Annotated in this window: 14 protein-coding genes; 2 read left to right on the plus strand and 12 right to left on the minus strand. The window is 37.0% G+C overall.

Annotated features, from left to right (window positions below; genetic code table 11):
• Nucleotides 1–28 precede the first annotated feature (28 nt).
• From ACFFIX_RS11880 to ACFFIX_RS11935, 12 genes are all read right to left on the minus strand, one after another.
• Nucleotides 29–1657: an MDR family MFS transporter gene (locus ACFFIX_RS11880; protein ID WP_378934150.1), complete on the minus strand. Its 1629-nt coding sequence runs from the start codon at nt 1655–1657 to the stop codon at nt 29–31.
• A 363-nt stretch (nt 1658–2020) separates the two neighbouring features.
• The gene (locus tag ACFFIX_RS11885; RefSeq protein WP_378934152.1) at nt 2021–2173 is read right to left on the minus strand and encodes a hypothetical protein; all 153 of its coding nucleotides are present in this window, start codon (nt 2171–2173) and stop codon (nt 2021–2023) included.
• Nucleotides 2174–2192: 19 nt separating this feature from the next.
• Nucleotides 2193–2624, minus strand: a complete 432-nt coding sequence (locus ACFFIX_RS11890; protein WP_378934154.1) for a MarR family winged helix-turn-helix transcriptional regulator — start codon at nt 2622–2624, stop codon at nt 2193–2195.
• A gap of 229 nt (nt 2625–2853) precedes the next feature.
• On the minus strand, nt 2854–4971 hold the full coding sequence (locus tag ACFFIX_RS11895; RefSeq protein WP_378934156.1) for a heavy metal translocating P-type ATPase: 2118 nt from the start codon (nt 4969–4971) through the stop codon (nt 2854–2856).
• Nucleotides 4958–5332 (minus strand): ArsR/SmtB family transcription factor, encoded by a 375-nt coding sequence (locus ACFFIX_RS11900; protein ID WP_378934270.1) that lies wholly within the window; start codon nt 5330–5332, stop codon nt 4958–4960. Before ACFFIX_RS11900 ends, ACFFIX_RS11895 begins: the two co-directional genes overlap by 14 nt.
• A 190-nt stretch (nt 5333–5522) precedes the next feature.
• Nucleotides 5523–6119, minus strand: coding sequence for an undecaprenyl phosphate transporter UptA (uptA, locus tag ACFFIX_RS11905; RefSeq protein ID WP_378934158.1), 597 nt, complete (start codon nt 6117–6119; stop codon nt 5523–5525).
• A 79-nt stretch (nt 6120–6198) separates the two neighbouring features.
• Nucleotides 6199–7062 carry a YitT family protein gene (locus ACFFIX_RS11910; protein WP_378934272.1) on the minus strand — a complete coding sequence of 288 codons (864 nt, stop codon included), beginning with the start codon at nt 7060–7062 and terminating at the stop codon, nt 6199–6201.
• 296 nt (nt 7063–7358) lie between these two features.
• A complete protein-coding gene (locus ACFFIX_RS11915; protein WP_378934160.1) occupies nt 7359–8444 on the minus strand; it encodes a CopD family protein in 1086 nt (361 codons plus the stop codon).
• A gap of 3 nt (nt 8445–8447) precedes the next feature.
• Nucleotides 8448–9092: a copper resistance CopC family protein gene (locus tag ACFFIX_RS11920; RefSeq protein WP_378934162.1), complete on the minus strand. Its 645-nt coding sequence runs from the start codon at nt 9090–9092 to the stop codon at nt 8448–8450.
• Nucleotides 9093–9149: 57 nt separating this feature from the next.
• A complete protein-coding gene (locus ACFFIX_RS11925; RefSeq protein ID WP_378934164.1) occupies nt 9150–9941 on the minus strand; it encodes an anti-sigma factor domain-containing protein in 792 nt (263 codons plus the stop codon).
• Entirely contained in the window at nt 9934–10497 is a 564-nt protein-coding gene (locus ACFFIX_RS11930) for an RNA polymerase sigma factor (protein ID WP_378934167.1), read from the minus strand. The genes ACFFIX_RS11925 and ACFFIX_RS11930 overlap by 8 nt, the downstream gene beginning before the upstream one ends.
• Nucleotides 10498–10730: 233 nt before the next feature.
• On the minus strand, nt 10731–11720 hold the full coding sequence (locus ACFFIX_RS11935) for a Gfo/Idh/MocA family protein (RefSeq protein ID WP_378934169.1): 990 nt from the start codon (nt 11718–11720) through the stop codon (nt 10731–10733).
• A gap of 156 nt (nt 11721–11876) precedes the next feature.
• Between ACFFIX_RS11935 and ACFFIX_RS11940 the strand changes: the two genes are divergently transcribed.
• Both ACFFIX_RS11940 and ACFFIX_RS11945 read left to right on the plus strand, forming a co-directional pair.
• Complete coding sequence (locus ACFFIX_RS11940; RefSeq protein ID WP_378934171.1) at nt 11877–12740, plus strand: Cof-type HAD-IIB family hydrolase; 864 nt, start codon at nt 11877–11879, stop codon at nt 12738–12740.
• 153 nt (nt 12741–12893) lie between these two features.
• The gene (locus ACFFIX_RS11945; protein ID WP_378934173.1) at nt 12894–13859 is read left to right on the plus strand and encodes a cation diffusion facilitator family transporter; all 966 of its coding nucleotides are present in this window, start codon (nt 12894–12896) and stop codon (nt 13857–13859) included.
• The last annotated feature ends 166 nt before the right edge of the window (nt 13860–14025 follow it).

Below are 14025 nucleotides of genomic sequence, written 5' to 3' on the forward strand. Positions count from 1 at the left end.
ATTTAAATTATCTCTCAAACGCCGCCACCTACTCCACTGCTGGTTTCTTGTTCAATCTAGCTCTCACAGCACCTGTCTTCTCCTCTTCTTTCCCATCATACGCACTTCTAAGTGGTATCTCTCTCAGGAAGAACGTTAACACAACAGCTACAATCATAATAAATGTTGCAGTTAAGAAAACTCCAGATAACGCAAAGCTTAAAGAATCTTGAAGCATTACAACCATTTTTTCAAATAACTCTACCATTTCAGGTGGCAAGCTTTGCTTAATTTGCTCAAGCTTCGTATGATCTAACAGTAGTTGTGGATTTTGTAGTGCTTGCATTTGACTTTGCATTCCTTCTGGCACAGCAGTTTGCCCACTGGCTGCCTCAAATGATTCCGCCATTTTATCGCTCATACGTTGATTTAAAACGGTTCCCATAATAGCAACACCAACTGTACCACCAATTGATCTGAATAACTGTGTCGTAGCAGTAGCAACACCTAGAAGACTTTGATCTACAGCATTTTGGACCGTTAAAGTGAACACAGTCATTCCCACACCTAAACCTACACCAACAAGAACTAAATAAACAATTAAAAGCCATTGGGATGTGTCAGCATTCATTGTTGAAAATAAAAACATGCCAGCCGTTGTGATCATTAACCCAATAATTGCCTGCAATTTATACTTGCCAGTTTTACTAATAATTTGTCCGCCAATTGCACTAGCAAAAACTAATCCTAGCGTCATTGTCATCGTAATAAAACTTGAATGTGTAGCGGTAAATCCTAAAACCCCTTGAACAAAGTAAGGAATATACATCGCTCCACCGAACATCGCCACACCAATCGCAAAGCCAATCACATTTGAAATCGTGAAAATGCTGTTTTTAAATAAATACAGGGGTAAGATTGGGCTCTTCGCCTTTTTCTCGACAAATATAAAAAGCAATAGCGAAAGAATTGCCCCACTAAACAAACCAATAGTTTCGATTGAACTCCAAGCATATTTTGAGCCAGCCCAAGAAAAGCCTAGCAATGTCGCAACTAGCGTTATAGTCAGAAAGATAGATCCTAAATAATCCACCGTCTCCCCTTGCTTTTTCTCTTGCTTAGGAAAAAGTTTCCAAATCAAGGCCGCAGCAACTATGCCTAGCGGGAGGAATACCCAAAATACCCATTTCCACTCAAGATTATCAACAATATACCCCCCAAGCGCTGGACCAAAAACACTTGAAAGTCCAAAAACTGCACTCATTGCTCCCTGCCACTTACCACGCTCACGAGGAGCAAACAAGTCACCAACAGCTGTAAATGCTGTTGACATAATCATACCTGCACCTAATCCCTGTATGCCTCGATAAGTAATCAATTGAAAAATATCTGTTGACAGGCCTGATAGAAATGCTCCGATCATAAAAATGAAAATTCCTGTTAATATAAATGGTTTCCGTCCATATATATCAGAAAGTTTTCCAACTAAAATTGTTGTAATGGCTGAAGTTAACATATAAATTGTAAATACCCAGCTATAGTAATCCAACCCACCAAGATCTGCAATTATCTTTGGTAGCGCATTCCCAACGATCGTTTGGTTTACAGCTGCAAAAAACATCGCTCCTATTATCGCAATCATAATTGTCACTTTTTCTTTATAACTTAAATGTTCCAATACTTTCACCTCTGTTATCATCTTCATTTGGTAGTATATTAATCTTGTAAACGGTTAATCTTGTTAAGTATATACAATAAAAAAAGCGCAAGTGCCTTGTTCAGCCCCGACAAGCATAAGACGATTATAAATAGAAGGCGTTCTTTGCCTTCAATTTATAATTGACTTATGACCTCGAGGGGCTAGGCGCTGGAGCTGGATTCAGAAACGCATACTGAGTCTAAAATTATATAAATTCTGGTGATATTAAAATAAAAAGCGGATTTCATTAGATGAATATCCACTAGAAATGGTGTTCAAACAACAACACAGTAGAGATTAGAAACTTATCGTTTGGTGACTTTTTTGAACAACCTCTAGCACTTATATCTTCTTAATATCTGACGTAAATGTAGTTGTGGGACGAAGATAAATGGTTTTTGTTAACTTTTCAACAAGCTCTTTTCGAGACAATACCTTTTGTACGCGTAATCCTTTTTCTCTTAATCGCTTCGTGATTTCGTCGATAGATGGCACAAATATCTCTCCCTTCAATCTACAATTCCTTTTTTACTTTACCGAGTAACGATTGCAATGATTTAAGTTCAGAAAGGTCAAGCTCATCCAAAAACTCTCCCCATATTTCATTTCTCTTATCTAATGAGGACTCAATCATTACGATACCCTCTCTCGTAATTTCTAACCACACAACACGACGGTCTTCAAGGTCACGTGTACGCAAAATATAGCCAACTTCCTCTAATCGATTAGTGGCTGTAGTTGTCGCTCCAGATGTTAATTCCAATAGCTGGCCAAGCTGTGAAACGGTCATCCTACCTTGTTTTTTCAAAACAAAGAGAATATAAAATTGTGGTGGAGTTAGAGAGTGACTATTTTTCGATTGAAAAAGTTGCTGATTTACAGAACGTCCTATTTTAAAGAAAGACCCGGCAAGAGCTTCAATCAATTCTTTTCGTTGCTCATTCATTGTCAACCTTCTTTCTTGCAATGCTTCACTAAAGTAATATCTTGATAGTAAAGATACTTAACAATAAAGATTATATGTCTTTTTTATTAAAAAAGCAATCCTTCTTCGTGCAATGTTACTAAATCGAAATCTATATAACAGGGATTTCAGCCCTGTAAATACATTGTAAATATAAGGATAAATCAAATCAAAAAAACACCACAGTTATGAGGTGTTTTTTCGATGTAAATTAATCTTTCAACTTTAACAATCGCAAGGCATTTAAGGTAACCAGAAGTGTTGCACCCATATCCGCAAAGATTGCAATCCAGAGTGTTAACCAGCCAGGTACAACTAGTAATAATGCAACTAACTTGATTCCTAGCGAAAAGGTGATATTTTGCTTAATAATCTTTAAGGCTTGGCGACTGAGTTTTATTGTGAATGGTAGTTTTTTTAGATCATCTCCCATTAGAGCAATATCAGCTGTTTCAAGCGCAGTATCTGTTCCAGCTCCACCCATTGCAATTCCGACAGTAGATGCAGCCATTGCTGGCGCGTCGTTTACTCCATCACCAACCATGCCAACCTTCCCAAAGCGACTTCTTAGATCTTTTATATACGTTAATTTATCTTGCGGTAATAACTCAGATTCAATATTAGAAACACCCACCTGGTTTCCAATCGCTAAAGCAGTTGCCTGATTATCACCAGTTAACATAATTGTTTTTTCAATACCTAATTCAGTTAATCTTTTAACGACGTCCCTGCTGCTCTCTCTTACTTCATCCGCGACTGCCATAATTGCGACAATCTCCTTAGTATTCGCTGTTACAATTACGGTTTTTCCCTGTTCTTGTAATTCAGTTATATCGTGGTATACCTTTTCTAACAAAAGTTCACCCAATGCTTCTTTTATGAAAGAAGGACTACCTATAAGATAGAGTTCACCATTCACAAGTCCCTTTATTCCTTTGCCTGTAATTGATGAAAAGTCCTCTACATTTATGCTCTGGTAATTCAATTTTTCCAAATCCGCTCTTTTTACAATCGCTGATGCCAGAGGGTGTGCGGATCGATTTTCAAAGGCTGCAATAATCGTTAACAGCTCCGATTCACTGTGGTTACTTAGTGTTTGAAAATCAGTTACAATAGGTAAACCCTTTGTTAGAGTTCCCGTCTTGTCAAAAGCAATTGCTCTTAATTGACCTGTTTCTTCAAGGTGAATACCACCTTTAATTAAAACGCCATTTCTTGCTGCATTTCCAATTGCAGTTACAATCGCGACTGGGGTGGAAATGACAAGTGCACAAGGACAACCTACAACTAATACGGCAAGGCCTTGGTAAATCCAAGTACTCCATGCAGCTCCAAGGAAAAGGGGTGGCAAAATGGCAACACATAGTGCCACAAACATAATTGCTGGGGTGTAGTACTTAGCAAATTTATCAACAAAGGCTTGAGAAGGTGCTCGTTCTGCCTGTGCCTCTTCTACTAAATGAATGATTTTCGCGATTGTAGCATCTTCCGCACGTTTTGTTACTTTAATTTCAAGTAGACCTTCTTCATTTAGTGTTCCTGCAAAAACCTCATCGTTTTGTTCTTTTAAAATTGGTACTGATTCTCCTGTGATCGCGGCTTGATTTATTGTCGATGCTCCGTTTACGACCACACCGTCCATGGCAATTTTCTGACCAGGCTTTACAATAATTATATCTCCTACTACAATCTCATCTACATCTAACAAAAATTCCTGATTGTTTCTTTTGACTAATGCTACTGTTGGTGCAACATCCATTAAAGAACGAATGGATTGCCTTGCTTTGTCCATCGAGTAAGATTCCAGCGCCTCACTAATCGCGAAAAGGATGACAACCGTCGCACCTTCCCCCCATTCTCCAATAATCGCTGCACCAATAATCGCAACAGTCATCAGTGTTTTCATATCAAACTGAAAACGAATAAGATTAATAATTCCCGTCTGAAATAAACGATATCCCCCCACGACAATTGACGCAGCGAACAGTAGATTAGACGAGGTGCTCTCTTCGCCTGATTGATAAGCTACAAACCACCCAGCTAATAGAAACAAGGCCGATATTAAAATAGCTCCATGCCTTTTATAAAAGGGTTCTTTTTTATACTCAATCTTCTCATGTTCAGAGGTAACTTTTAAACCTTCAAATGAACCTGCTTTTTCAAGTTGTTGAATGGTTGCCTCTCCATAAACCGTTAATTTTGCTGCACCAAAGTTTACTTTTGCATCTGCTACACCATTCAAGGATTTCACATTTTTTTCGAACGTTGTCGCACACCCAGCACAAGTGAAACCTTGAATACGATATACCGTTTTTTCAGCTTCCTGCACGAAGTTCGACCTCCTTTTGATGAGCAAATGCAATTGAGATTAGCTGTTTTACATGATCGTCATCTAAAGAGTAATAAACGAGCTTACCTTCTTTTCGATACTTCGCTAAACCTAGATTCCGTAGTAGCCTTAAATGGTGTGAAGCTGTAGCTGTTGTACACTTCACAATATTCGCCACATCGCATACACATAGTTCATATTCTTGTAGTAATGAATAAGCTATCTTCACCCTCGTATCATCTGATAATGCTTTGAATATTTTTGCCACTTCCTGAGTCTGTATCGTTTCAATCTCACTTTTTACTCTTGATACCTTTTCAGCATCAACACACACTACTTCACAAACATCCTCATTTTTCATCGCTTCACCAACTTCATTCAAATACTTATTTGATTATTAGTTTATGTTGTTATAAATATTTTGTCAATTATAATGTGCCCAAATTTTCAGATTAAGTTTGAAAGAAGGAAAACGTTAGTTGGCATAGTTTTTCTTTTAAAAAAAAGCCCTAAAAAGTCAGTTTGACTTCTTAGAACCTCTTTATACTTAATTAACTATATTTCGGTTTACTATGCTTTTTCACTAGTACATACATAACCCCTGCTACTAGTGCAATGCTTGCTAGCGGTATGAGGTAAGGTTGCGCGACTTCTTTTATTGTCATCCAATTGCTTCCCAACTCGACTCCTAGGTATAAAAAGAACAACGTCCAGGGTATCATTGCTGCAACCGTGTAAACTGTAAATTTCCAAAGAGGCATTTTTGCCACACCTGCTGGAATTGAGATCGCATGCCTCACAACAGGGATAAACCTTGCACCAAAGATCACACCCGTTCCATACTTTTTAAACCACTTTTCTGAAACATCGAGATGTTTTTGATCAATGAGTAGGTATTTTCCGTATTTCTCAAGAAACGGCCGACCACCATAATAACCCATCCAATATAAGAAAAGCTGTGCAAGCGTTCCGCCAACGACACCAGCAAGAAATGCACTAAAAAAATGAATTTTACCTAGCAGAATTAAATAGCCACCGTAACCAAGGACAATTTCACTTGGAATCACTTCAATCATGAGACCAAGAGCAATCCCAACATAACCGAGATCTGAGAGATTTTCTAAAAATGAAAATAAAAGTTCTTTCATCCCTTACTCCTTTACACAACCATTTTACTTGTCCATTACTTCATTTGTATGATGTGTAAAGGAAAATTAACCCTCTATTTTAATGAATATCTCGCTTCTTAAATCTTCCGCCCCTCACTTCGGCTATATTGCCTACTGCCAGAAACGCTGTAGAATCTATATCTTCAACAATTGTTTTCAGTTTTGCTTCTTCGAGTCGAGTAATGATACAGAAAATGACTTTTTTATCGTCACCTGTATAGGCACCTTCACCTTTTAAGTACGTAACTCCACGACCAAGTCTCGCTAAAATGGCGTCCCCGATTTCGTCATGCTGATCGCTAATGATCCAAGCAGCCTTTGATTCATCAAGACCTTGAATCACAACGTCTATTGTTTTAAACGCAATAAAATAAGCGATGAGCGAATACATTGCCCGATTCCAGCTAAACACAAATCCAGCGCTTCCTAAGATAAAAAGATTAAAAAACATAATGATTTCACCAACGGAGAATGGTAGTTTTTTATTTGCTAGTATTGCGAGGATTTCTGTACCATCTAAAGAACCACCGTAACGAATGACGATTCCAACACCAACCCCTAATACAATTCCTCCAAATACAGTCGCTAAAAGAAGATCCTCTGTAAACGCTGGGACTGGATGAAGGAGTGCAGTCGCGATCGATAAAATCGTGATGCCAAAAACGGTAGAAAATGCAAACGTTTTTCCTATTTGTTTATATCCTATAAAGAAAAATGGAATATTTAATAAGAAGATGAAAAGTCCAAGTCCGACTCCAGTGAGATGGGATAGCATGATCGAAATTCCAACAATTCCACCATCAATGACTTTATTGGGTACTAAAAAGATTTCTAAACCTACAGCCATAAGTACAGCACCAATAAAAATAAACAAGCCTCTTCGAAAAACCTTTGATTTTGGCTGTGCTTGATGTTTTTTCATTTCCTCTTTCCCAGCTAATGGTATCTCTGTCATAATACTCCCCCTTTTTGATTTATAATTAAACCGAGCACGTATATAGTGTTATCGATGGTTAATCCAATCTGAATGGAACTTTATTATACCTAATAACTCAAAAAAATGCTTATCCAAGGGCTTACAAACGTTGTTGGGACAAGTTTTTTAAAAAAGGAGCAAGCGCCCGTTTAGCGACGTAAGAAGAAAGGAAACACGAAGAGAGTAAGCGATTCTAAGTACAAAAAAGACGCCATTTAATTGACGTCTTTCCTAATATTTCATTACTGTGTAACAGATGTAACGTTCATCATTAATCCTAAATAAAGTGAAACAATAAAACAGCTGGCAAAGAGCAATGCGACAGTTGATTTAATTTTTTTATTAAAACTGATGATAATTAGTATCAAAAACATAAAACTAAAGATCACCAATAAAATACCCTGCAAAGACGGGGCTACTTGAATCAAGAATGGTGGAATTATTTCTTTTCCAATCAACGATTCTACCCAAGTCGCAGCACCTTCTGATTTAACGGTAAAATTCACTTGGTGCGGTGGAGATTGGGTTCCTAAGACACCAGTTATAAAAAACACGATCATTAATAGTATGCTTTCAGCTTGAAGCCAAGGACGTGGTTTAAATGTTTCGTCTTGAAGTGATCTTTTTGCTAGAAAACCATTTATAAACGCAAACAACAAGAGTGGAATAATGCTAATATGCTTTAGTAATAACATTTGGCCGTAAGGTAGTGCCCACGAATTCATATAATCTCTAGGTTCAACTACATAAAACATGACAAGAAGTCCGGTTGTGATTAATAAAACAAAGCAGCCAATTGCAAATGGAGTAAACCATTTTAAGAAAGAAAACCAATTTTTTAAGTCCTTGGACAACCAAGCCACATGCAAAAGCAGCCCGGTCCAAAGAGTTACAGCTAAAAAGTGCAGAGAATGTGTAATTAAACCTTCCCAAAAATAGAGGGACGCAACATGACTTGAATAGCCGACTGCCAAAATCATTAGCAGTATCCAGACAGCTTGAAGATATTTAGAACCCTCAACATAGATCGTCATCCAAAGAAAGGTTGCCATAAAGCCGATAAAAATCCATGAAATCCCCACTTGAAAATCAGTCAATATGGAGAATGCCGCCCTATATCCTAGTCCTTCTGAAAAATATAAAATTACCTGTAGTGCTGGAGCAAAAGAACAAAGAATAATTCCTAGTATTGAAAGTAACAGGGTCGATTTCGGAATAACAATCGTAGGCTTCTTAGATTCCGGTATAAATTGCAAGACAATATGACCAACAAGAATTGAAAACAAAACGTAATTTAAATACTCAGTAATTGGAATAAGCGCACTCATAGCCTACCTCTTTTTCTTAAATACTAATAAAATCCCTGCTATTAAAATGACTGCAAGAACAACAATTAATAGCGTCGTAAATATTCCTGAAGATTCGTTCACTGTTTCATTGTTTTCAGTTTGTTCATTGAGGTCGCCTTCCGTTTCAGTAGGCGCTGATTGCTCATCTTCTGTTGAGTTATCTTCATTTTCTGTCGAAGTGTTCTCATCTTCTTCTGTTGTCGATTCTTCACCCTCAGAATTTCCTTCCACTTTTTCCTCTTCTACTTCGTCTTTTTCAACTGTAAAAGAAACCTCGCCTGAAATTGGGTGACCATCTTCTCCAACAATATCCCATTGAATAAGATAAGCGCCATTTTCTATCTGTTCTTCTAACGTACCAATCATTTCTGATTCATTTACCTCTACACTCAATGGTATTTCTACTCCATCAATCAGCAGCTTCATTTTACTTAAAGATTCAATTTTCGTTTCGAATTGTAAATTAATCTCTTTAAGATCCTCTTTTACGACCTCACCCTCTGCGGGAGTTGAGTCTTTTAAGTACGTATGTGCATTAGTTGCGTTAGGAAAGGTTAAAAACAGGAATAAAAACAGCATACTAAGAAACAGCTTCATATATACAACACGTTTTTTTGATTTAAACATCATAGCACCTTCTTTATTTTTTTCTTAAAAAAAGACAAAGGTCACAATCCCCTCTGTCTAGATTTTCCCCGCAAGTACAATTTGACCTTCTGGGGCTGGTAGGTTCGGTTCTTTTTCAATCGTAATCGCAATGGTATCCCATTTTTTATCTTCGAGTTCAATTTGGTAATTAACTGTACCTTGACCTAACTTGTCTGGTTGAAAATAACCTGTTGGGTACGGTTGATCACCTTCAATTAACCACACTTGATAATATTCACCATTTTCTAGTTCAGGAAGCTTTGAAGCTTGTAATTGTAAAATATCGTTGTTGTTTTCCTTGATTAAGGATGCGATTGCAATATGTTCTCCGACTTGATCAGCTGGAGTTAACGTTACTTGATTTTGAATTAATCCTACCTCTACAGGCGCATTTTGCTTTGTTCCTTCATAATACAAATACGCATTAGATGCCAACGATAAAAAGAGAGCAGCAGCTAAACTTGGTATTAAAAATGTTCGTTTTCTACGTGATCTAAATTCTTCTACAGACGTATTTTGTTCTAGCTTAGGTTTATTTTGCTGATCTGTGATAGTGTCTAATGATACGACGTTTTGTCTGTAATCACTCGATTTCTCCTTCAATGTATCCTCATGATAAGCTGCTTCTAGGATGCGCGCTTTCATACCTTCTGGGACAGGAACCGATTCTGACAAATAAGGAAGGTCAAGTGTTAACTCGTTTAATTCATCTAATTCTTCCCGACATTCTGGGCAATCCACAAGATGCTTTTTAAATACTGACGCTTCTTCTGGTGTTAATGTCTGGTTAAAATAGTCAATTAAAAGATGACATTGTACTTTAGACATGAGATGACCTCCCTTCTTGATCGAGCATTTTCCTTAGATGTTTTAGGGCAATGCGGATTCGGCCTTTCACAGTTCCCAGTGGCAAATCGCATTGATCTGATATTTTTTGTTGACTTAATCCTTTAAAGTAAAACAACTCGATTATATGTTGTTGATCTTCTTTTAATTGAGACATTGCTTTTCGAATGACTTCTTTCTGTTCAGCCCATTCAATCTTTTCTTCAACAGATTTCCCGTCTTGTACCAGGCCATCTTTTTCCATAATATCAACAGCATCATGTCGCCCACGTTTGCGAATTTCATCAATTACTTTATTTCTCGTTATCGTTAAGAGCCATGAAGAAAACTTACCTTTACTTGGATCGTATAAATTTGAGCCGTTCCATAGTTTCATAAACACATCTTGAACCACTTCTTCAGCGACAGTTGCATCTTTTGCCATTCGGTATGCAAATGAAAATAAAAGCTTTTCATAACGATCATACAATGCTTCAAAAGCGACTCGATCTTTAATCATGACTTCTTCATAAAGTAGTGCATCATCCTTCTCGAGCATACAGATCCCCTTTATCTTTTGTAATTAGCTAATTATAAGAATATCATACAATCGAAAAGGTAGGAAAATTTGATATGACTTGTTGATTAAAAAGCTAACGTACGGAAATAGAAAATGGATCATAGGCAGGGTTTTTAATTAATACTCGGAATATTTTGTAATTGTAGATATTTAATGGTTTCAACAATTGACGAATCAAAAAAATGACGCCAGAGGCGCCATTCATTTTGATTCTATTCCTTTCGATCTGCTGGAAAGGTGAGCCCGATCTGCTTTCTTGTTTCATCTAAGATTGCAGCAGTAATCATTGAATTTTCGTAGGAATTAACCGTGGACTCTAACTCTCCATTTTTGATTAACTCCATAAATTCTTTTGCCTCATAATACATACTTTTACTTTTTTGTTCCTGTGTGATGTCTTCTGTTGTGCCATCTTTGTAACGAATTTGAATGTTTGTTGGTGTACTGATTTTATCAATAATGATACTTCCATTTTCACCTTGAATTTCAGACGGAGTATATGAATTCGTTATTTTCGAATACATAACCGCTGCTTCCATGTCTCTATAATTTAATAGGACACTTCCTTGCCCATCTACACCCGAATCTAGCATAATGCCATTTGCTTTCACACTATCAGGCTCTCCGAATAAAACGACCAACGGATACACACAATAGATTCCAATGTCCATTAAAGCGCCATTTGAAAAGGCTGGATTAAATGCATTTAGTACAGTTCCTTGTTTATACGCATCATACCTTGAGGAATATTGACAAAAGCTTGCAACGTATCGACGAACCTTCCCTAGTTTATGTAAATTTTCTTTTATGGCGTTAAAATTCGGTAATAATGTCGTTTTCATTGCTTCCATTAACACAACTTTATTCTTTTTCGCTACCTCAATCATAACCTTCAATTCTGCGGAATTAGAAGCAATCGGCTTTTCACAAATTACATGCTTTCCTTTATTCATCAAAAGGATCGATTGTTCTGAATGTAATGAGTTTGGGCTTGCAATATAGACTGCATCAATTTCTTGACTACTTGCCATGCTATTCAAATCAGTAAAGGTAAAAGGAATATCATGTTTTTCTGCAAATTTCATTGCTGTTTCCTCTGTTCTAGAGTAAACAGCTGTTAAGGAGAAATCTTCTACTTCTCTGGCCCCATCAATAAAGCTTTCTGTAATCCAATTGGTCCCAATAACACCAAAACGTATCAACTGCAAAACCTCCTAATCTATATAGAAAGTATATATATCTTTATGAAATAAAACAATCTTCCAAAACCGTCTAATCTTAGTGTCCTTTTAATGATTTACAGAGGTGATATATGGCATAATAAATACTGGAAATAAATTCAGTAAAAGGAGTACATTATGAGAAAACTAATTGCAATTGATTTAGATGGTACACTTTTGTCTTCAAAGCTTGAAATATCAAAGGAAAATATTAAAGCTATTCAAACTGCGCAAAATCAGGGGCATGTTGTGATGATTTGTTCTGGTCGAGCACCAGAGGATATTCGTGGCGTAATAGAGAATACGAGCCTAGAGTGCCCTGTAGCTGGAAGTAATGGGACAGTCGTTGTAGCAGATGGAAAAACTTTAAGTGAAATTTCTTTGAATAAACAAGATGTTGCAAGCGTTGCAAATACCTTAGATGAAAAAAAGTACCCATTCAAACTCTACACAAGCCACGGTATATTTGTCCCTACTACCTGGTCAGCGCGCCTAACCCAGACATTCGAACAAAATCAGGCGTTAGCAGATTCTTTGTCGCCAGAAGAATACAAACGCATGACTGAACAACCAGCTGAAACAGACTCAATTAAAATCTTCAATCAGCTCGAAGAAGTTTTAAAAGTTGATGACTTGACCATTCAAAAGTTCTTTGTCCCAACGATTGAAATAGAAAAGAAAGATGATTTGATTGCCTCTTTAAAAAAATACGAAGGTATTTCAATCACGACATCTGGTCCACACAACATTGAAATTATGGCAATCAATGGCCATAAAGGAAATGGTTTAAAAACGATGGCCGAGTATTATAATATTCCAATTGAAAGCACTGTCGCAATTGGCGATAACTTTAACGATGTACCTATGCTTGAGATTGCGGGATTGTCAGTAGCAATGGGAAATGCCGATCCAACAGTAAAAGAATTGAGTGACGTTGTGACACTAACAAATGATGAGCATGGAGTTGCACATGCTATTGAGAAATTTGTACTAAATTCATAGTCTTTTTTAGATTTAGAGGTTCATTTACAACTCATTGTGGTAAGTAAGATCAAATACGTACATAAATATGCATAAACAAAATGATCATTTATTCAACCTTAAATTACTGTTCCTTTTTTGACTGTCACTTCAACTAAAATTAGGGGTGAAACTATGTCCTTTATAAGCTTATTAAAACAAGGGAATAAGTCGTCAGGCATTGCCGCACTAGGAAATACAGTATTGACGATTATTAAAGGTATTGCAGCAGTTATTAGTGGGAGTGGTACAATGTTTGCCACCACTCTTCATTCTGCAGCAGATGCACTAAACCAAGGATTCGTCTTTTTTGGTAGTGCCCTTGCTGAAAAGGCACCTACTAAACGGTTTCCGACAGGATTTGGTCGAGTTGTTAATTTATTTGTGTTAATTGCAGTAATTGTCATTTCAATCATGGCATATGAAACGATTCACAAAGGTTGGGAATTGATTCAGCACCCTAAAGAATCTTCAAATATCTTACTAAGCATTTCCATTTTGGTTATAGCCGTCTTAATTGACGGGGCAATTTTAGTAAAAGCAATGAAAGAAATTGCACATGAAAGTCGAAGTGGCGACAAAGGTGTTAATGTGATCGCTAATTCTTTTAAAAATGTAAATCTCGCTTCTCCGCCAACAAGATTGGTGTTTTACGAAGATATCATTGCTACTTTCGGTGCATTGCTCGCATTATTTTCAATTGTGATTGCTCATTTTACTGGTTTAGCTGTTCTTGACGGAATTGGCACGATCTTAATTGGTCTTTTACTCACAGGAATAGCAATTAAAATTGGTTACGAAAATACACTAGGATTGATCGGAGTTGCCGCTCCAAAGATTGTAGAAGATCGCGTGGCGACTATCATTTTTTCAGACCCTGATGTTGTTGATATTAAGAAGATGAGGATTATCCAAGAAGGTCGAAAATATCATATTGAAGCATATATCGAATTAAAAAAGGGTTTAACACTAGCTATAGCAGATGACATAAAATACAGAGTAAAGGACCTCCTTTTTAAGGACCCCGATATCGGAGACATTACAATAGGTATTTTGGAAGCAGACGATATTCAAAGTTATCAAATGAATAGTGATAGTTAAGTAAAGAAGAGCCACTCTCGTTAGGAAAGAGGAGCTCTTCTTTAATTATGGGCACTGCCCCTTATACTTGCATTCATAAAGCAACTCTATTTAATGATGGACAAGAAGCTCACAGATTTCTAGAGAGCCGTAAGAGCACGGGTAAAATTTTATTAATTCCTTGACA

The organism is Metabacillus herbersteinensis (assembly GCF_042433335.1).
Classification (GTDB): domain Bacteria; phylum Bacillota; class Bacilli; order Bacillales; family Bacillaceae; genus Metabacillus; species Metabacillus herbersteinensis.